This window comes from Caulobacter sp. SL161, from assembly GCF_026672375.1.
Taxonomy (GTDB): Bacteria; Pseudomonadota; Alphaproteobacteria; order Caulobacterales; family Caulobacteraceae; genus Caulobacter.
This window is the reverse complement of record NZ_JAPPRA010000001.1, coordinates 2,542,056-2,560,098: the sequence shown is the minus strand read 5'-3', so window position 1 is coordinate 2,560,098 and position 18,043 is coordinate 2,542,056. Positions and strand designations below refer to the sequence as shown.

The following is an 18,043-nucleotide window of genomic DNA, read 5'->3' as shown; positions in this document are numbered from 1 at the left end:
GCGCGATCCGGGACCACCGCAAGCTCATGAGTCCTTGGCGGTCCCGGCTCTCCGCTACGCTGCGGCCGGGATGACAGTCAACTGGTAACTAAACGGGCTTCACCAACACGATCTTCTTCTTGCCCGCCGCCAGCTTGACGACGCCCTCGACGAGGTCGGCGGCGGTGATCAAGCGGTTGGCGTCGGCTTCGGCCTTGTCGTTGACCTTCAGGCCGCCGCCTTGGGCCAGACGTCGGGCCTCGCCGCGCGACCCGGCCAGACCCGCGTCAGCGAACAGGGCCGCCAGAACGACGCCGGCGTCCAGGTCCGCCGCCGTGATCTCATAGGTCGGCAGGTCCGCTGACAGCGCGCCTTGCTCGAATGCCTTTTCAGCGGCGTCGCGAGCCTTGCGAGCCTCTTCCTCGCCGTGGGCCATGCGGGTGGCCTCATCGGCCAGCACCTTCTTGGCTTCGTTGATCTGAGCGCCTTGCAGCGCCTCCAGCTCAGCGATCTTGTCCAGCGGCAGGTCGGTGAACAGCTTCAGGAAGCGGCCGACGTCGGCGTCCTCGGTGTTGCGCCAGAACTGCCAGTAGTCGTAGGGGCTCAGCTGCTCGGCGTTCAGCCACACCGCGCCGGCGGCCGTCTTGCCCATCTTGGCGCCGGAAGCCGTAGCCAGCAGCGGCGTCGTCAGGCCAAAGGCGCTCTTCTGGTCGACGCGGCGCGTCAGCTCGACGCCGTTCAGGATGTTGCCCCACTGGTCCGAGCCGCCCATCTGCAGCACGCAGCCATGGGCGCGGTTCAGTTCCAGGAAGTCCACCGCCTGCATCAGCATGTAGTTGAACTCGAGGAACGTCATCGGCTGTTCGCGCTCGAGGCGCAGCTTGACCGAGTCGAAGGCCAGCATCCGGTTGACCGTGAAGTGCACGCCGTACTCGCGCAGGAACTGCACGTAGCCAAACTTCGACAGCCAGACGTCGTTGTCGACCATGATCGCGTCGGTGGGGCCGTCGCCGAAGGTCAGGAACTTCGAGAACACCGTCTTGATGCCCGCGATATTGGCCTGGATGTCGGCGTCGCTCAGCAGCTTGCGGCTCTCGTCCTTGCCCGTGGGATCGCCGACCTTGGTCGTGCCGCCGCCCATCAGGACGATCGGCTTATGGCCGGCCTGCTGCAGGCGGCGCAGCAGCATGATCTGGATCAGCGAACCGACGTGCAGGCTGGGCGCGGTGGCGTCGAAACCGATGTAGGCGACGATCGGGCCGCCTTGCGCCGCCGTGTCCAATTCCTCCGGATGGGTGATCTGGTGGATGTAGCCGCGCGCCTCCAGGGTTCGCAGGAACTCTGACTTGAAGGACGAGGCGGCGGACATGGATCGACTCTCTGGTTGACGTGGCGGGCCGTCTAGCACGGCTTGGTCAGTGTGTGAGGGTTTCATTTCAGACTCCGGGGTGAGCGACCGGAGCGCATGATCGACTGGAAAGAAAGCGACCCCGGCGAGGCGGGGGCTAAGCGACGTGTCTGGTCGGCCTCCCGCTATGGCAGCGGGCGGTAATAGGGGCGGGCCAGGACGAAAGCGTCGATCATGGGGCCTAGCTACCGTTTAACGGGCATGGCAGTCAACGTTCCCATGAAGATCCTGGGATTCATGACCGGCACCTCGCTGGACGCGGTCGACATGGCGGTGCTGGAGACCGACGGCGTCGAGATCCACGCCTTCGGGCCGGCGGGGGAGCGCAAGCTGCGGGAGGCGACCCGCGATCTGTTGCTCATAACCACCGACATCGCCCGCGCTTGGCCGCGTGGCGCGCCCGAGCCGGCGATCTTCGACGAAGCCCGGCGCGCCGTGGCCGACGAGCACTTCCAGGCCGCCGAGAGCTTTCTGGATGAGCACGGTCTCTCCTGGAGCGAATTCGACCTGCTGGGCGTCCACGGCCAGACGGTATTGCACGAGCGCCCGACGGCGGAGCGGGTGGGGCGGACGGTGCAACTGCTCGACGCCGATCGCCTGGCGCGCCTCTGCGGGCGTCCGGTGGCGTTTGACTTCCGCACCGCCGATGTCTCCGCCGGCGGGGAGGGCGCGCCGCTGGCGCCGATCTACCACGCCGCCCGCGCCCGGGCCTCGGGTCTGGCGGCGCCCGTGGCGGCGCTGAACGTCGGCGGGGTCGCCAACATCACCCTGATCGGGGCAGACGGCGACTTGCTGGCCTTCGACACGGGTCCCGGCAACGGCATGATCGATCTGATGCTGCAGGCGAGGGGGCTTGGCCGCTTCGACGAAGACGGCCGTCTGGCCTTGACCGGCCGCGTGGATGAGGCCGTGCTGGCGGCGCTGCTCGACAGTCCCTATTTCGACGCTCCGGCGCCCAAGTCGCTGGACCGCTACGACTTCGCCCTGACCCCGGTCGATCATCTCTCCGCTGAGGATGCGGCGGCGACCCTGGTGGCCTTTACCGCCGAGGCGGTGTTCAAGGCCTTCGCCCAGACCGGCCAGACGCCCAGCGCTCTGATCGTCTGCGGCGGCGGGCGGCACAATCCAGCGATCATGCAGACCCTGGCCGCACGAGCGCCCGTGCCGGTGAAAAGCGCCGAGGCCTATGGCTGGCGCGGCGACAGCATCGAGGCCGAGGCCTTCGCGTACCTCGCGGCGCGGACCGCCATGGGTCTGCCGATCAGCTTCCCGGGCACCACGGGCGTGAAAGCGCCCATGACCGGCGGCCGGATCGTTCAGCCCTGAAACGAAAAAGGCCTCCCCGTGGGGAGGCCTTCGAGACATCTGAGCTAAGCCCTAGATCGGGTTTTCCGCCAGGCGCTTGTCGAGATAGTCGCTGACGCTCTTCTCGACGCTGGGCAGGTGCTCGGCCCAGAAGTGGGTGGCCTTGTCGATGACCTCGTAGTCGATCGTGATGCCCTTCTGGGTGCGTAGCTTGGTGACCACGCGCTCCACCTCGACCGGCGGGGTGATGGTGTCGGCCGAACCGGTGAGGAACAGGCCCGAGGCCGGGCAGGGGGCCAGGAAGCTGAAATCGTACATGTTGGTCGGCGGCGACACCGAGATGAAGCCGTCCGTTTCCGGGCGACGCATCAGGAGCTGCATGCCGATATAGGCGCCGAAGTCGAAACCGGCGACCCAGGTCTGGCTGGCGGTCGGGTTGCTGGTCTGCAGCCAGTCCAGAGCCGTGGCCGCATCGGCCAGCTCGCCGATGCCGGCGTCGAACTCGCCCTGGCTGCGGCCCACGCCGCGGAAATTGAAGCGCAGGGTCGCGAAACCACGCTTCATGAACAGGTGGTACAGTTGCACCGAGACCGGGTGGTTCATGTGACCGCCGGCCTTGGGGTGCGGATGCAGGATCAGCGCGATCGGCGCCGTTTCGGTCTTGCCCGGAGAATAGCGACCTTCGATCCGGCCGGACGCGCCGGTCAAAATCACATCAGGCATGTCGTCCCCTTCAGCTGGCCACGGCGGAGCCCGGCCTTTTTGAGGGCCGGAATACTTGACCGCCGCGCTTGGTCTTCCTAAATCGCAGCCGCAACGCGGACAGATGCTCCGCGCGCGAAGTCGCGGCTTGTAGCACACGCAAAAGCCGATGCGCGCGGAATCTGCAAGGGGTAAGGCTGATGCGCCTGAGCACCAAGGGCCGATACGCCGTGATGGCGATGACCGACCTGGCCAAGCGCCAGGACGAGAGCGAGGGCCGCGCCGTGGCCCTGGCCGAGATCGCCGCGCGCCAGCAGATCTCGCTCTCCTATCTTGAACAGCTCTTCGCGCGCTTGCGCCGAAAAGGCCTGGTGATCAGCGCCCGGGGCCCCGGCGGCGGCTATCGCCTGGCCAAGGCCGCGACCGAGACCTTCATCGCCGACATCGTGCTGGCGGTCGACGAACCGCTGCGCGCCACCCGCTGCAACTTCACCAAGGGTCAGGCCAAGGGCTGCATGGCCGGCGGCGAGCGCTGCATGACGCATAATCTCTGGGAAGAGATGGGCCGCCAGATCCACGGCTATCTGGCCAGCGTCTCGGTCGCCGACGTGCTGGCTGGCGAGCTTCGTCCCCAAGGAAGCTTGCTGGCCCGTCCGATGGAGATCGCGGCCGAGTGAGCATTCCCCGCACATCGGTCTATCTCGACTACAACGCCACGGCCCCGTTGCGGCCGCAGGCGCGTGAGGCGCTGCTGCGCGCGCTCGAGAGTCCGGCCAACCCCTCGTCGGTTCATGCCGCCGGCCGCGCCGCTCGCGACCTGGTCGAGCGCGCCCGCGCCGAGGTCGGGGCCCTGGTCGGCGTGCCGGCCGGTTCCATCACCTTCGTCAGCGGCGGCACCGAAGCCAATGCGCTGGCCATCGAAAGCGCCAAGGCGGCCGGCGTCGAGCGCATCATCATCTCCGCCATCGAGCACGACGCAGTGACTGAGACGGCGAAGGCCTCTGGCCTGCCGGTCGAGATCCTGCCTGTGGATAACAACGGCGTCGCCGATCTCGGCTGGCTGGCGCAAGCGCTTGAAAAGCCTGGCAAGACCCTGGTCTGCCTGATGCTGGCCAACAACGAGACCGGCGTCATCCAGCCTGTGGATAAGGCGTCCGCGCTGGTCCGCGCCCACGACGGCTGGTTGCATGTCGACGCCGTCCAAGCCGCCGGCAAGATCGCGATCGACTTCTCCGGTCTCGGCGCTGACACCATGGCCCTTTCGGCGCACAAGCTGGGCGGACCGCAGGGCGTCGGCGCGCTGGTCGCCGGGACCCGCGCGAGCGTCACCCGCCGGCTGCACGGCGGCGGTCAGGAGCGCGGCCGTCGGGCCGGCACCGAGAACGTCGCCGGCATTGCCGCCTTCGGCGCCGCCGCCAAGGTGGGGCGCGAGACCCTTGCCTCTATGGCCGAACAGGCCCAATGGCGCGACGCCTTAGCGCAGCGGCTGAAGGCCGAAGGCGCGGTCGTGCTGGGCGAGGGCGCTGATCGCCTTCCTCAGACGTTGTGCTTTGCAGGCGAGGGCTTCGGCTCCGAGGTTCAGGTCATGACCATGGATCTGGCCGGCGTCATGGTCAGCGCCGGCAGCGCCTGCTCGTCGGGCAAGGTCAAGGCCAGCCGCGTGGTGGAAGCCATGGGCCGCGCCGATCTCGCTCCGTTCGCACTGCGTATCAGCGGCGGCTGGGCGAGCACGGAAGACGATTGGATCAAGTGCGGCGACGCCTGGCTCGCCGCCTGGAAGCGTATCGGCGCACGACGCCGGGAGGTGGCTTAATGGCCGCGGTCAAAGAGACTGTCGAAACCGTCGCTGCGCTCGAGAAGTACGAGCACGGCTTTACCACCGACATCGATCAGGAGTTCGCCCCCAAGGGCCTCTCCGAGGACATCGTGCGCTTCATCTCGGCCAAGAAGGACGAGCCGGAATGGATGCTGGAATGGCGTCTTGAGGCCTATCGCCGCTGGCTGGCGATGGACGAGCCCGACTGGGCCAAGGTCAGCTATCCGCCGATCGACTACCAGGACACCTACTACTACGCCGCGCCCAAGACCAAGGAAGGCCCCAAGAGCCTGGACGAGGTCGATCCGGAGCTGCTGGCCGTCTACGAAAAGCTGGGCATCCCCTTGAAAGAGCAGGCGGTTCTGGCCGGCGTTGAAGGCGCGCCGCGCTATGCGGTCGACGCCGTGTTCGACAGCGTCAGCGTGGTGACGACCTTCAAGAAGGAGCTGGCCCAGGCCGGCGTCATCTTCTGCTCGATGAGCGAGGCGGTCCGCGAGCACCCGGACTTGGTCCGCCAATACCTGGGCAGCGTGGTGCCGACCTCGGACAACTATTTCGCTTGCCTCAACAGCGCGGTCTTCTCGGACGGCAGTTTCGTCTACGTCCCGCCGGGCGTGCGTTGCCCGATGGAGCTGTCGACCTATTTCCGGATCAACGCCAAGGACTCCGGCCAGTTCGAGCGCACCCTGATCATCGCCGACAAGGGCGCCTACGTCTCGTATCTGGAAGGCTGCACAGCCCCGATGCGCGACGAGAACCAGCTGCACGCGGCCGTGGTCGAGCTCGTCCTGCTGGACGACGCCGAGATCAAGTACTCGACCGTCCAGAACTGGTACCCGGGCGATCCCGAGACCGGCAAGGGCGGCATCTACAACTTCGTGACCAAGCGCGCCGACTGCCGCGGCGACCGCTCGAAGGTCAGCTGGACCCAGGTCGAGACCGGCTCGGCCATCACCTGGAAGTATCCATCCTGCGTGCTGCGCGGCGAGGGGAGCTCCGGCGAGTTCTATTCGATCGCCGTGACCAACGGCCACCAGCAGGCCGACACCGGCACCAAGATGATCCACCTGGGCGCCAACACCCGCTCCCGGATCGTCGCCAAGGGCATCAGCGCCGGCAAGTCGACCTCGACCTATCGGGGCCTGGTCTCGGCCCACCCCAAGGCCAAGGGCGCACGCAACTTCACCCAGTGCGACAGCCTGCTGATCGGCAAGGACTGCGCGGCCCACACCGTGCCCTATATCGAGGCCCGCAATGGCCAGTCGGTGTTCGAGCACGAGGCCACCACCACGCGGTTGTCGGACGACCAGCTATTCTACTGCCAGCAGCGCGGCCTGAACCAAGAGGAGGCCGTTGCCCTGCTGGTCAACGGCTTCGTCAAGGACGTGCTGCAGCAACTGCCCATGGAATTCGCCGTCGAGGCCCAGAAGCTCGTGGCGATCAGCCTGGAGGGCAGCGTGGGATGACCAACGTCACCCTCTACCAGCCCGTCGGCCTGGAGGAGCTGCAAGCGATCAAGGCGTCGGACTGGAGAGCCTTTCCGCCGCATGACATCGAGCAGCCCATCTTCCGGCCGGTCACCAGCGAAGCCTTCGCGGCCCAGCTGGCGCGGGACTGGAACGCGGCGCACACGACCTATCGCCGCGGATATGTCGTTCAATTCGCCGTGTCGAAGACGTTCCTCGACGCCTACGAAAACAAGGTGTCCGGCACGCCCGGACACGAGGAGTACTGGATCCCGTCTGAGGATCTTTCGCTGCTAAACGCCGCCATCCAAGGCCAGATCGCCGTCGCCGGAACCTTCGCGGGGCACGACGCCGAGTACAGAAAACTCAACGAGACCAATGCTTAAGATCCATAACCTTCACGCCCGCGTCGAGGACAAGCCGATCCTGAAGGGCGTCACGCTGGACGTGCCGGCCGGCGAGGTCCACGCGATCATGGGGCCGAACGGCGCCGGCAAGTCGACCCTGTCCTACGTGCTGACCGGCCGCGACGGCTATGAGGTCACCGAAGGGGCGGCGACGCTCAACGGCGAGGATCTGCTGGCCCTGGAACCCAACGAGCGGGCGGCCAAGGGCCTGTTCCTGTCGTTCCAATATCCGCTGGAAATTCCGGGCGTTCCGGCCCTGACCTTCATCCGCACCGCCCTCAACGCCCAGCGCCGCGCGCGGGGCGAGGACGAGGTCGCGGCCCCGGCCTTCCTGAAGCTGGCCAAGGAGAAGGCCGCGGCGCTGAAGATCGACTTCGAGATGCTCAAGCGCGGTCTGAACGTCGGCTTCTCGGGCGGCGAGAAGAAGCGGATGGAAATCTTCCAGATGTCCATGCTTTCGCCGAAGTTCCTCATCCTCGACGAGACGGATAGTGGCCTCGACATCGACGCCCTGAAGATCGTCTCCGAAGGCGTCAACGCCCTGCGCTCGCCCGAGCGTGGGATGCTGGTCATCACCCACTACCAGCGCCTGCTGGACCACATCAAACCCGACAAGGTCCACGTGCTGGCCGCCGGCCGCATCGTCGCCTCGGGCGGTCCGGAACTGGCCCTGCAGCTGGAAGCCGAAGGCTATGACCGCATCGTGGGGGCGGCGGCTTGACCCTTTCGACCGCCCTCAAGACCGGCGACCTCTCGGCGCTGCCGTCGCGGCGCGACGAGGACTGGCGCTGGACCGACCTGCGGGGTCTGCTGAAGGTCCTGCCGCCGGCCGCGCCGCCGCATGACGGCGAGGTCCCGGCCGGCCCGTTCGCGGGCCTGGCCGACGCCGAGACCGTGTTCGTCAACGGCCGCCGCACAGCCCAGTCCGACGCTGCTTCCGGCGTCGTGGCCCTTCGCTTCGTCGCCCTGGCCGACAAAACTTCGCAGGGCGCCAGCCACGCCCTCGTCGTCAAGCCAGGCGAAAGCTTGGTGCTGCTGGAAAGCCATGAAGGCCGCGCGGGGGCTTACGTCTCCGACATCGCGCTCGACATCGCCGTGGGCGAGGGCGCGTCGCTGGAGCGGATCGTGCTGGTCGAGGATGAGGCCGAGGCGGTCAATGTCGTCACCGCCGAGGTCACGCTCGCCCCCGGCGCCAAGTTCGCCCAGACCGTCCTGACCTCCGGCGCGCGTCGCCAGCGGATCGAGACCCGCGTCCGCCATCCGGGCGCCCATGCCGAGGTCCGCCTCGACGGAGCCTATCTGCTGGACGCCCAGCGCCACGCCGACCTGACCAGCGTCGTCACCCACGGCGGCCTCGACGGCGTCACCAGCCAGCTGACCAAGGGCATGGTCACCGACCAGGCGCGCGGCGTCTTCCAGGGCCGGATCGTCGTCGAGAAGGGCGCCGACCAGACCGATGCGCGCATGGGCCACCACGCCCTGATCCTGTCGGACAAGGCCGAGATCGACGCCAAGCCCGAGCTCTTGATCTTCGCCGATGACGTCTCCTGCGCCCACGGCAACACGATCGGCGCGCTGGACGACGAGGTGCTGTTCTACGCCAAGCAGCGCGGCATCCCCGAGGCGGAAGCCAAGGCCATGCTGACCGTGGCCTTCGTCGGCGAGGTGATCGAGCGGATCGAACACGAGGGCGCACGCGAAGTCGCCGCCGCCTGGGTCGCCCGCAAGCTGGGGAGCGAGGCCTGATGGCTTTTGACGCTCCTTACGATGCCGCCGCGATCCGCGCCCAGTTCCCCATCTTGGCGCGAGAATTCCACGGCAAGCCCTTGATTTATCTCGACAGCGCCGCCAGCGCCCAGAAGCCGGATGCGGTGCTGGACGCGATGATGAGTCTGGCCCGGACCTCCTACGCCAACGTCCATCGTGGCCTGCACACGCTCGCCAACGAAACGACCGAAGCCTATGAAAAGGCGCGGGAAACTGTCGCCCGCTTCATCAACGCCGAGCGCGACGAAGTCGTCTGGACCAAGAGCGCGACCGAGGCGGTGAACCTGGTCGCCAGCTCGTTCGGCCTGTCGCTGAACGCCGGCGACGAGATCGTGCTCTCGGAAATGGAGCACCACGCCAACATCGTGCCGTGGCACTTCCTGCGCGAGCGTAAGGGTGTCGTCCTGAAGTTCATCCCGGTGCTGGATGACGGACGCCTGGACATGGAGGCCTATAAGGGCCTGCTGTCTGAGAAGACCAAGATGGTCGCGGTCACCCACATGTCGAACGTGCTGGGCACGGTCAACGATGTGCCCGAGATCGTCCGCCTGGCCCATGCGGCCGGCGCGCCGGTGTTGCTCGACGGCTGCCAGGGCGTGGTTCACACCAAGGTGGACGTGAAGGCGCTGGACGTCGATTTCTACGTCTTCTCCGGCCACAAGCTGTACGGCCCGACCGGGATCGGCGTGCTCTATGGCAAGGCCGAGCGCCTGGCGGCCCTGCCGCCGTACCAGGGCGGTGGCGAGATGATCGCTTCGGTGGCGCTGGACAAGATCACCTACGCCGACCCGCCGCATCGCTTCGAAGCCGGCACGCCGGCGATCCTGGAGGCCGTCGGCCTGGGCGCAGCGATCGAATGGCTGAACGGTCTCGACCGCGACGCTGTCTTCGCGCACGAGCACGCCCTTTATGAACGGGTCGCCGAGCGGCTGCGCGGCGTCAATGGCGTGCGGATCCTGGGCGAGGCGCCCGGCAAGGGCGCGGTGCTGTCCTTTACGGTCGAGGGCGCCCACGCCCACGACATCGCCCAGGTGCTGGACCGCTACGGCGTGGCCGTGCGCGCCGGGACCCATTGCGCCGAGCCTCTGATGCGCCGCTTCGGCGTCACATCGAGCGCGCGCGCCTCCTTCGCCCTATATAACACCGAGGCCGAGGCCGACGCGTTCGTCGACGCGCTGGCCAAGGCCCGCAGTTTCTTCAGTTGAGCTCCCGATGACCGACGCCGCCTCCCAGGAAACCGTTACGGCTCTGACCCAGGACGAGCTGAACCGGCTGACGGATCAGCTGATCGAAAAGCTGAAGACCGTCTATGACCCGGAAATCCCGGTCGACATCTATGAGCTGGGCCTGATCTACAAGGTCGATGTCAGCGACTCCAAGGACGTCGCCATCGACATGACCCTGACCGCGCCGGGCTGCCCGGTGGCCGGCGAGATGCCGGGCTGGGTCAAGGATGCGGTCATGGAGATCCCGGGACTGAAGTCTTGCACGGTCGAGCTGACCTTCGACCCGCCGTGGGACGCCTCGCGCATGAGCGACGAGGCCAAGCTGCAACTGAACATGTTCTGATCGGTTCAAACGCCATGGAAGCCACGATCGTCGCCCGTCCTCGCCGTCCGCGCCCCAAGGTCGTCACCCTGACCGAGGCTGCCGCCGCCCGCGTGAAAGAGATCATGGACAAGGCCGATCAGCCCTATGCGGGCTTGCGGGTCGGGGTGAAGAACGGCGGCTGCGCGGGCCAGGAGTACGTCTTCGAGTACGCCAAGGAGAAGGGCCCGATCGACGAAGTCGTCGAGGACAAGGGCGTCACCATCCTGATCGAACCCAAGGCCGTGCTGTTCCTGGTCGGGACCGAGATTGACTACGAAGTCACCAAGCTGTCTTCGAAGTTCGTATTCCACAATCCCAACGAAACCGACGCCTGCGGCTGCGGTGAGAGCGTGACGATCCAGCCGGCCGCAGAAGCGCTGGACTGATGCTGGCTCGCACACCGTCTTGCGTTGAATGCGGCCTGCCGTGGGGTTCGCCGCGCTTCAAGCATGAGGACGAGGCGCCGCTTTACTGGTCGGACACCGGCCTGCTGTGCTCCAGCGGCTGCGCCCAGACCCATTTCGCCAAGCGACGCGCCGAGGGGACGTTCGCCAGCGTGCCGGCGGAGTGTCCTGTCGAGGTTTGACGGCCTCAGTGAACCCTCTCCCAGAGGGAGAGGGTAGGGTGAGGGGCTACTGATCAGCCCGGTTAGGCCCGGACCCCTCATCCGGTCCTTCGGACCACCTTCTCCCTATGGGAGAAGGGACGCGGTGGCCGGCTGAGCTGTCGCCGCCACGTTCTTCTTGCCATCCCACTCCACCAGCACCGACGGCTTCACCGGCTCGCCGCGCGCTTGCGCGATCAGTTCGTTGGTGCGCCCCTCGATCGTCGTCTGCATCAGCCGCATGAAGTCGTCCTTCTCCAGGCCCTGGGGCAGGGCGGGTAGGAACTCAATGGTCGCCACACCCGGTGTCTTCGCCTTGTCCTGCTGCTTCCAGAAGCAGCCCAGGTTCGTGGCCACCGGCACCACCGGCAGGCCGAAGTCCTTGCTCATGTAGTAGACGCCCGTGCGGTAGCGGAAATGCTCGCCCGGCGCGGCCAGGTGGCCTTCGGGATAGATCAGGATCCGCCGGCCCTCAGCCGCGACCTGGGCGGCGCTCTTGGACAGCGCCTCACGCGCTTCAGGACCGCCGCAGCTGTCGACGACGATGGCGCCGAACTTTTTCAGGATCGCGCCGACCAGCGGGAACTTCTCCAGGTGGTCGCCGGTGACGAAGCTGAGGTTGTCGACATGGGCGAACATGACAAAGCCGTCGCCCCAGCTGTGGTGCTTGGCGGCGATGATGCAGGGCCCTGAGGGCAGGTTCTCCTGGCCCTTCACCTGCACCTTGACGCCGGCCAGGGTGTCCAGCGCCCACAGCATCCGGCGGCTGTAGAGCCGCAGGGTGAAGGTCACGGCCTCCCGGCCCGGCGCCAGGGCGGCGAAGGCCGCCGACAGGCCGTAGAAGATCGACAGAACCCAATAGTAGGCGTTGAACAAAACGCTGCGCATTGAAGGGTGTCCTTTCATCGCGCGAACAGCACGGCCTGGACGGCCGCAGTCATCAGCGGGGCGTGGGCGGAGAGGGCGTCGTCGCCCAGGCGGCCATAGGCCTTGTTCTGGGCGGTCTGGGTGATCACGCCGATGGCCATGGCGGCCAGCACGCGCGGGTCGCCCGGCGGCAGCTCGGCGTTGATCATCGCGCGCTTGATCAGGTCCTCGACCAGGGTGACCGGATCGCGGCCGTCTTCCTGGTAGTAGGGTAGGAAATGGTGCAGTTGCAGCAGGTGGAACGAGAACAGCAGCCAGTCCTCGTCGGCCACCGCGCAATAGGCCTTCACCAGCGCCGCGGCCTTGGCCTTGATGCCGCTGGCGGCGGCGGCCTCGTCGGCGATCAGGGCCGAGAGGCGGCGGTGGCAGTCCATGAACAGGCCCAGCGCCAGCGCGTCCTTGCTCTTCCAGTGGCGATAGATCGCGCCTTCGGACACGCCGGCCCGGGCGGCGATGGTCTTGGTGGTCGTGGCGTCGACGCCCTCGGTGACGAAGGCCTCCAGCGCCGCGCGCTCGATGCGGGGTTTCGCGCTCATGAGACGAACATCGCAGGCGGGATCGAAAATACAAGTGAGCGCTCACTTACATTTCCGTGATTGACCGTGATCGACGAGGCGGCGACACACGGCCATGGTCCAGACGGTTCTTGTGTATTCGATGGCCGAGGTGATCGGCGATGGGCTCATCAAGCTGCCCTTCATCGCCGGCCTGCGCGCGGCGTTTCCCGGCGCGCGGATCAGCTGGTGCGCCGCCAAGGGCGAGACCGTCTATACGGGGCCGCTGAAGGCCGTCGTGGCGGACTACATCGACGAGGTGATCCTGGAGGGCGCCAACGGCGCTGCGCCGCTGGACAGCCTGCCGTGGTCCAGGCCGTTCGGCGGGCGCAGGTTCGATCTCGTGATCGACACCCAGGAGAACCTGCGCCGCAGCGGCGTCGCCCGTCGCGCCACCGCCTGGCGTTTCGTCTCGGCCGCGCGTGAGGCGAGAGGCCGGGACTGGCCGGTGGCGGTGACCGACCGTCTGGCGCGACTGCTGGCTCTGGCGACGGACGGGCAGGGCGCGCCAAGGCCCCTGGCCCTGACCCATCCCGACGCGCTGAAGGCTGCGGAGCTTCTGTTGCCGACCGGGCCGACCTATGTCGGCCTCGCGCCTGGCGCCGGCGGACAGGACAAGCGCTGGCCGCTGGCGAACTACCTGGAACTGGCGCGCCGCGTACTCGCCAAGGGCTGGACGCCGGTCTTCCTGTTTGGCCCGGACGAGGCCGACGACGCGGCGATCGCCGCCCGCGAGGTTCCGCAGGCGCTGCAGCCCGAGCGCAACCGCACAGACGGTCTGCCGGTGAGGGGCCCGCTGCTGGTCATCGCCCTGGCCGGACGCATGGCCGCCGGGGTCGCCAATGACGCCGGGCCTGGCCACATGCTGGCGGCCGGCGGCGCGCCCTTGCTGTCGCTGCAGCAGGACCGCCGCAAGGCGGTGAAGTTCCGTCCCGCCGCCCAGCGGCTTGAGATGCTGGTCGCGGAGGACTACGGAAGCGATATGGGCGCCCTGCCGGTCGACGCGGCTTGGGCTACCCTCGATAAGCTGGTTTCCGGAGCGTCCTGAATGTCCATCCTTGCGCCGATCTCGGCGGGCGAACTGGTCGACAAGATCACCATCCTGCGCGTCAAGGCTCAGCGCATCGGCGATCCGGCCAAGGAGGCCAATGTCCGCAAGGAGTTGGCGCTGCTGGAGACGACGGCCCGCGAGCACCTGCCGGAAAACGCCGAGATCGCCCGGCTCACCGAAGAGCTGACCATCGTCAACGCCGCGCTCTGGGACATCGAGGACGGCAAGCGCGACTGCGAGCGTCGCCAGGATTTCGGGCCGGACTTCGTGGCCCTGGCCCGCCGCGTCTATATCGACAACGACAAGCGCGCCGCCATCAAGCGCGCCATCAACGAAGCCGCCGGATCGGAGATCGTCGAGGAAAAGAGCTACAAGCCCTATCTCGGAACCCCAGAAAAGTGACGCAAGTCGTTCGCGATGCTGGGGAAATGCTCGCGAGCATGACGCCGGAGCTGAAGTCCGGCCAGTACGTATTCTGCGCCGCGGGCGACCGGGATTGGACGCTTCTGCAGCCGCTGGCGATGTTCCTCGAGGCGGAAGGCGTCAGCCTGATCCTCGAGCGCAGCGCGGCGGAGGCGGCGGGGTTTCCCGTCGAGGCGCCCGTGGCCCTGATCACCCTGAACGTCTATTCGGCCCTCGATGGCGTGGGCCTGACCGCCGCCGTATCCGGTGCGCTCGCCGAGGCCGGGATCGCCTGCAACATGGTCGCGGCGCTACACCACGACCATGTCTTTGTGCCTGTCGAACGGGCGAAGGAGGCGGTGGCGATCCTCGTGACGCTACAGGCGAAAGCCGCTAGCGCCCCTTGAACACCGCCGCGCGCTTCTGAAGGAAGGCGGTGACGCCTTCGATGAAGTCCTCGGTCTTGCCGGCGATCTTCTGGGCCTTGCGCTCGGCGTGCAACTGGCCGGTCCAGTCGGTGTCGAGGCTGTCCCAGACCAGCCTGCGAATGACGCCCAGCGCGGCCGGCCCCTTGGCCAGTTCCAGCGCCAGGGCGTGGGCCGTGGTCATCAGCTCGGCATCAGGCACGCAGCGGTTCACCAGGCCCCACTGGAGGGCCGTGGCGGCCGGGATCTTGTCGCCCAGCAGCATCATCTCCATGGCCCGCGCCTTGCCGATCAGGCGCGGCAGCAGATAGGTCGAGCCGCCGTCCGGCACCAGGCCGATGCGGCGGAACGCCTGAAGGAAATAGGCGCTCTCGGCGGCGACGATCAGGTCGCCCATCACCGCGATCGAGCAGCCGATGCCGGCGGCCGGACCGTTCACGGCCGTGACGATCGGCAGAGGAAAGTCGCGCAGCAGGGTCATCAGCGGATTGTAGACAGTTTCCAGCGCCGAGCCGGCGTCGGGCTTGCCGTCGACGTCCGCCTCGCGACCGGCCGCGCCGCCGCCCGACAGGTTGGCGCCCGAGCAAAAGCCGCGACCTTCACCGGTCAGGATCACGGCGCGCGCCTCGATCTTGCCGGCGGCGATCGACGAGAAGGCATGATGCAGTTCGCGCGCGACCTCCGGGCTGGCCGCGTTCAGCGTGGTCGGATCGGCGAGGGTGACGGTGGCGACGCCATCCTGCGTCGAGACACGGATCTTCTGATAGTCCACGGCGGAGCCTCCCTGTGTTCGTTAGGGGCGAGTCTAGGCGCCTTTGCCCCTTGGGAAGGCTAGCGAAATCTTCAGAAACAGAAACGCCGCCGATCAGGGACCGGCGGCGCAAAGGTAGGCCTTCTGCTGAAAAAGGTCAGGCGGCGTAGGCGGCGCCGGGCATGGACTCCGCGGCCGTCACGCGATTGCGGCCACCACGCTTGGAGGCGTAGAGCGCAGCGTCCGCCCGCTCCATCACCGAGTGGCCCGACTCGCCCGGCTTACGCTCGGCGAAACCCGAGGACACCGTGATTGCGCCGAGGTCCTCGTTGGTCGAGCGGCGCTTGAGCATGCGCGACGACACCTCGACGCGGATTTCCTCCAGCGTGGTCGCCACCACCGAGGCGGCTTCGCGCGGGAAAATCATGGCGAACTCTTCACCGCCGTAGCGGGCGGCGAAGCGGGGCGGGGCGGCGACACGGCCGATGACCGAAGCGACATAGCGGATGACCTGGTCGCCCGTCTGGTGGCCCCAGGTGTCGTTGAAGCCCTTGAAGTGGTCGATATCGAGCACCGCCAGACAGATGGTCGTGCCACCTTCCTCGGCCTCGGTGCAGGCGCGGTCCAGTTCCTCGTCGAAGGCCTTGCGGTTGGCTAGATTGGTCAGGCCGTCGGTCGTTGCGTCACGTCGCACCTGCTCCAGGTGTTCGCGCAGGCGTTCGACTTCGGCGGTGGAGTCGGCGAGACGCGCCTCGAGCGACTGGTTTTCCTTGTGCACCCGGCGGGTGGCTTCGGCGATGCTGCCGACCACCGCCTTGATGGCGGCGACGTCGGTCTGGGTGTCCAGGCTCTTGCTCGCGCCGGCCAGTTCCTTTCCGAAGGCGGCGTTGGACTTCTGGGCGTTCTGGATCGCCTTGGAAACCGCCTCCAGTTCCTTGGAGAGAATGTCGCCCGCATCGCGGATCTGTTCGTTCAGACGCGCCTTGGGCAGGAAGGTCGCGGCAAGCTCTTCGCTGACCAGTTCGGTCATCGGCTCGCCCAGCGAGATCAGTCGGGTCAGCTCACGCGCCAGCGCGCCATTCGGGTCGGCCACATAGTGCGTCCAGAGCTCGAAGTTCAGCGCGGTCGGCCAGACCTGATGTCGTTCCATTAGCTCCAGAGCGCGCGAGGCGATCTTGTAGGCCTCTGGACCGCGCAGCGTGGTTTCGACGTCCGACATGTTCTCTTCCCTCGATGACGTTGCCCTTGCGGCAATGCCGATCGCTTGGGTTCGCAGCTTAAGCCGCAGAGTTCTTACGAGGCGTTAAGAACGAACGACGTTCACTTGCGTCTTAGCGTCGCCTCCCGCATGGTGATCATTGATAAGATGAGTTCCGCGCCGATCGGCCGGACCTTGGGAGGAGCAACCAGTCCATGAACGCACCGGTTAATTTGTCTTCCGACGCGCACAAGGCGGTGATGAACGACGTGTTGCAGCGCCAGAAGGCCGCCCATCTTCGGGACGGTCCGCCCAGCGCTGAGAAGCGAATCCAATGGCTGAACCGGTGCATTGACCTGCTGGTCGGGCACCAGGCCGAGATCGCCAAGGCGGTGAATCAAGACTTCGGCTCCCGATCGCCCGAGGCGACGTCGCTGACGGACGTGGCCGGCTCGATCGGTCCGCTGAAGCACGCCCGCGAGCATCTGACCAAGTGGATGAAGCCGGAGAAGCACAAGACGACGCCGGCGATCCTGGGCCTGTTCGGGGCAAAGGCGACGGTGCATTGGCAGCCCAAGGGCGTGGTCGGTGTGATCAGCCCCTGGAACTTCCCGGTCAACCTGACGTTTGCACCGCTGGCGGGCGTGTTCGCCGCCGGCAACCGCGCGATGATCAAGCCGTCCGAGTTCACGCCCGCGACGTCGGAACTGCTGAAGGCCATGTTCGCCAAGGCGTTCAACGAGGAAGAAGTCGCCGTCTTCGTCGGTGGGCCGGAGGTCGGGCAGGCGTTCTCGGGCCTGGCCTTCGACCACCTAGTGTTCACCGGCGCGACCTCGGTAGCCAAGCACGTGATGCGCGCCGCCGCCGAAAACCTTGTTCCCGTCACTCTCGAGTTGGGCGGCAAGAGCCCCGTGATCCTCTCGCGCGGCGCCGACATGGCGACCGCCGCAGCTCGGGTGATGAACGGCAAGACCCTCAACGCCGGCCAGATCTGCCTGGCGCCCGACTATGTCCTGGCCCCGCAGGAAGATGTCGAGACCTTCGTCAAGGAAGCCCAGGCGGCGGTGAGCCGTTACTTCCCGACGATCAAGGACAATCCCGACTACACGGCTGTGGTCGCCCAGCGCCACTATGACCGGGTCAAGGGCTATGTCGACGACGCTCGCGCCAAGGGCGCGCGGGTTATCGAGATCAATCCGGCCGGCGAGGACCTGTCGCAGCAGGAGCACCGCAAGATTCCGCCGACCCTGATCCTCGACCCCACCGACGACATGAAGGTGATGCAGGAAGAGATCTTCGGTCCTGTGCTGCCGGTGAAGGGCTACAAGACCGTCGACGAGGCGGTCGACTATGTGAACGCCCACGACCGCCCATTGGCGCTCTATTGGTTCGGGACCGACGAGGCCGAGAAGGACCGGGTGCTGGAGCGCACCACCAGCGGCGGCGTCACGGTCAATGACGTGATCTTCCATGTGGCCCAGGAGAATCTGCCGTTCGGCGGTATCGGTCCGGCCGGCATGGGTGCCTATCACGGCTATGACGGCTTCCGCGAGTTCAGCCACCGCAAGGCGGTGTTCCAGCAGCTGAAGAAGGACATCGCGCCGATGCTGGGTCTGCGCCCGCCCTACGGCGAGGGGATCCGCAAGTATCTGGCGGGGCAGATCAAGAAGTAGCCAATCACGGCGCGGTAT

22 protein-coding genes are annotated in these 18,043 nt (G+C 66.9%); 15 read left to right on the top strand and 7 right to left on the bottom strand.

Annotated elements, in window-relative coordinates:
- Nucleotides 1-88: 88 nt before the first annotated feature.
- Complete coding sequence (gene tyrS / locus OVA11_RS12430) at nucleotides 89-1,414, bottom strand: tyrosine--tRNA ligase (protein ID WP_268067678.1); 1,326 nt, start codon at nucleotides 1,412-1,414, stop codon at nucleotides 89-91.
- Between the two features lie 98 nt (nucleotides 1,415-1,512).
- Complete coding sequence (locus OVA11_RS12425) at nucleotides 1,513-1,563, bottom strand: hypothetical protein (protein WP_024265744.1); 51 nt, start codon at nucleotides 1,561-1,563, stop codon at nucleotides 1,513-1,515.
- Nucleotides 1,564-1,606: 43 nt separating this feature from the next.
- Here OVA11_RS12425 and OVA11_RS12420 point away from each other — a divergent pair, with 43 nt between their 5' ends.
- The gene (locus OVA11_RS12420; protein ID WP_268067677.1) at nucleotides 1,607-2,713 is read left to right on the top strand and encodes an anhydro-N-acetylmuramic acid kinase; all 1,107 of its coding nucleotides are present in this window, start codon (nucleotides 1,607-1,609) and stop codon (nucleotides 2,711-2,713) included.
- A 51-nt stretch (nucleotides 2,714-2,764) separates the two neighbouring features.
- On the opposite strand, the gene OVA11_RS12415 is transcribed toward OVA11_RS12420, so the two are convergent.
- A complete protein-coding gene (locus tag OVA11_RS12415; protein ID WP_096051276.1) occupies nucleotides 2,765-3,415 on the bottom strand; it encodes an alpha/beta hydrolase in 651 nt (216 codons plus the stop codon).
- Between the two features lie 179 nt (nucleotides 3,416-3,594).
- On the opposite strand from OVA11_RS12415, the gene OVA11_RS12410 reads away from it, so the two are divergent.
- The 10 genes from OVA11_RS12410 to OVA11_RS12365 are packed head-to-tail and all read left to right on the top strand — an operon-like array spanning nucleotide 3,595 to nucleotide 11,026.
- A complete protein-coding gene (locus tag OVA11_RS12410) occupies nucleotides 3,595-4,071 on the top strand; it encodes an Rrf2 family transcriptional regulator (protein WP_268067676.1) in 477 nt (158 codons plus the stop codon).
- Nucleotides 4,068-5,207, top strand: a complete 1,140-nt coding sequence (locus tag OVA11_RS12405; protein WP_268067675.1) for a cysteine desulfurase family protein — start codon at nucleotides 4,068-4,070, stop codon at nucleotides 5,205-5,207. The genes OVA11_RS12410 and OVA11_RS12405 overlap by 4 nt, the downstream gene beginning before the upstream one ends.
- Nucleotides 5,207-6,676, top strand: coding sequence for a Fe-S cluster assembly protein SufB (sufB, locus tag OVA11_RS12400; RefSeq protein ID WP_268067674.1), 1,470 nt, complete (start codon nucleotides 5,207-5,209; stop codon nucleotides 6,674-6,676). The genes OVA11_RS12405 and sufB overlap by 1 nt, the downstream gene beginning before the upstream one ends.
- A complete protein-coding gene (locus OVA11_RS12395; RefSeq protein ID WP_268067673.1) occupies nucleotides 6,673-7,062 on the top strand; it encodes a hypothetical protein in 390 nt (129 codons plus the stop codon). The genes sufB and OVA11_RS12395 overlap by 4 nt, the downstream gene beginning before the upstream one ends.
- Nucleotides 7,055-7,804: a Fe-S cluster assembly ATPase SufC gene (sufC, locus tag OVA11_RS12390; RefSeq protein WP_268067672.1), complete on the top strand. Its 750-nt coding sequence runs from the start codon at nucleotides 7,055-7,057 to the stop codon at nucleotides 7,802-7,804. Before OVA11_RS12395 ends, sufC begins: the two co-directional genes overlap by 8 nt.
- A complete protein-coding gene (sufD, locus tag OVA11_RS12385; RefSeq protein WP_268067671.1) occupies nucleotides 7,801-8,829 on the top strand; it encodes a Fe-S cluster assembly protein SufD in 1,029 nt (342 codons plus the stop codon). The genes sufC and sufD overlap by 4 nt, the downstream gene beginning before the upstream one ends.
- Nucleotides 8,829-10,055, top strand: a complete 1,227-nt coding sequence (locus tag OVA11_RS12380; RefSeq protein ID WP_268067670.1) for a cysteine desulfurase — start codon at nucleotides 8,829-8,831, stop codon at nucleotides 10,053-10,055. Before sufD ends, OVA11_RS12380 begins: the two co-directional genes overlap by 1 nt.
- A 7-nt stretch (nucleotides 10,056-10,062) precedes the next feature.
- Nucleotides 10,063-10,419, top strand: coding sequence for an SUF system Fe-S cluster assembly protein (locus tag OVA11_RS12375; protein WP_010919725.1), 357 nt, complete (start codon nucleotides 10,063-10,065; stop codon nucleotides 10,417-10,419).
- Nucleotides 10,420-10,433: 14 nt separating this feature from the next.
- The gene (locus tag OVA11_RS12370) at nucleotides 10,434-10,826 is read left to right on the top strand and encodes a HesB/IscA family protein (RefSeq protein ID WP_268067669.1); all 393 of its coding nucleotides are present in this window, start codon (nucleotides 10,434-10,436) and stop codon (nucleotides 10,824-10,826) included.
- The gene (locus OVA11_RS12365) at nucleotides 10,826-11,026 is read left to right on the top strand and encodes a hypothetical protein (protein WP_268067668.1); all 201 of its coding nucleotides are present in this window, start codon (nucleotides 10,826-10,828) and stop codon (nucleotides 11,024-11,026) included. Before OVA11_RS12370 ends, OVA11_RS12365 begins: the two co-directional genes overlap by 1 nt.
- A 105-nt stretch (nucleotides 11,027-11,131) precedes the next feature.
- Here OVA11_RS12365 and OVA11_RS12360 read toward each other — a convergent pair whose 3' ends face one another.
- Together OVA11_RS12360 and OVA11_RS12355 are read right to left on the bottom strand one after the other, a co-directional pair.
- On the bottom strand, nucleotides 11,132-11,950 hold the full coding sequence (locus tag OVA11_RS12360; RefSeq protein WP_268067667.1) for a lysophospholipid acyltransferase family protein: 819 nt from the start codon (nucleotides 11,948-11,950) through the stop codon (nucleotides 11,132-11,134).
- The gene (locus OVA11_RS12355) at nucleotides 11,947-12,507 is read right to left on the bottom strand and encodes a TetR/AcrR family transcriptional regulator (protein ID WP_268067666.1); all 561 of its coding nucleotides are present in this window, start codon (nucleotides 12,505-12,507) and stop codon (nucleotides 11,947-11,949) included. Before OVA11_RS12355 ends, OVA11_RS12360 begins: the two co-directional genes overlap by 4 nt.
- Before the next feature lie 94 nt (nucleotides 12,508-12,601).
- Here OVA11_RS12355 and OVA11_RS12350 point away from each other — a divergent pair, with 94 nt between their 5' ends.
- From OVA11_RS12350 to OVA11_RS12340, 3 genes are read left to right on the top strand one after another with little or no spacing between them, the layout of a single operon-like run.
- Nucleotides 12,602-13,573, top strand: a complete 972-nt coding sequence (locus tag OVA11_RS12350) for a glycosyltransferase family 9 protein (protein ID WP_268067665.1) — start codon at nucleotides 12,602-12,604, stop codon at nucleotides 13,571-13,573.
- Nucleotides 13,574-13,978 (top strand): DUF6165 family protein, encoded by a 405-nt coding sequence (locus OVA11_RS12345; protein ID WP_010919719.1) that lies wholly within the window; start codon nucleotides 13,574-13,576, stop codon nucleotides 13,976-13,978.
- Nucleotides 13,975-14,385, top strand: a complete 411-nt coding sequence (locus OVA11_RS12340) for an ACT domain-containing protein (protein ID WP_268067664.1) — start codon at nucleotides 13,975-13,977, stop codon at nucleotides 14,383-14,385. The genes OVA11_RS12345 and OVA11_RS12340 overlap by 4 nt, the downstream gene beginning before the upstream one ends.
- On the opposite strand, the gene OVA11_RS12335 is transcribed toward OVA11_RS12340, so the two are convergent.
- Both OVA11_RS12335 and OVA11_RS12330 read right to left on the bottom strand, forming a co-directional pair.
- Nucleotides 14,372-15,175, bottom strand: a complete 804-nt coding sequence (locus OVA11_RS12335) for an enoyl-CoA hydratase/isomerase (RefSeq protein ID WP_268067663.1) — start codon at nucleotides 15,173-15,175, stop codon at nucleotides 14,372-14,374. The two genes, OVA11_RS12340 and OVA11_RS12335, sit on opposite strands and share 14 nt — an antisense overlap.
- A gap of 136 nt (nucleotides 15,176-15,311) precedes the next feature.
- Nucleotides 15,312-16,373, bottom strand: coding sequence for a GGDEF domain-containing protein (locus tag OVA11_RS12330; protein WP_268067662.1), 1,062 nt, complete (start codon nucleotides 16,371-16,373; stop codon nucleotides 15,312-15,314).
- A 194-nt stretch (nucleotides 16,374-16,567) separates the two neighbouring features.
- Here OVA11_RS12330 and OVA11_RS12325 point away from each other — a divergent pair, with 194 nt between their 5' ends.
- Entirely contained in the window at nucleotides 16,568-18,025 is a 1,458-nt protein-coding gene (locus tag OVA11_RS12325) for a coniferyl aldehyde dehydrogenase (RefSeq protein ID WP_268067661.1), read from the top strand.
- Nucleotides 18,026-18,043 lie beyond the last annotated feature (18 nt).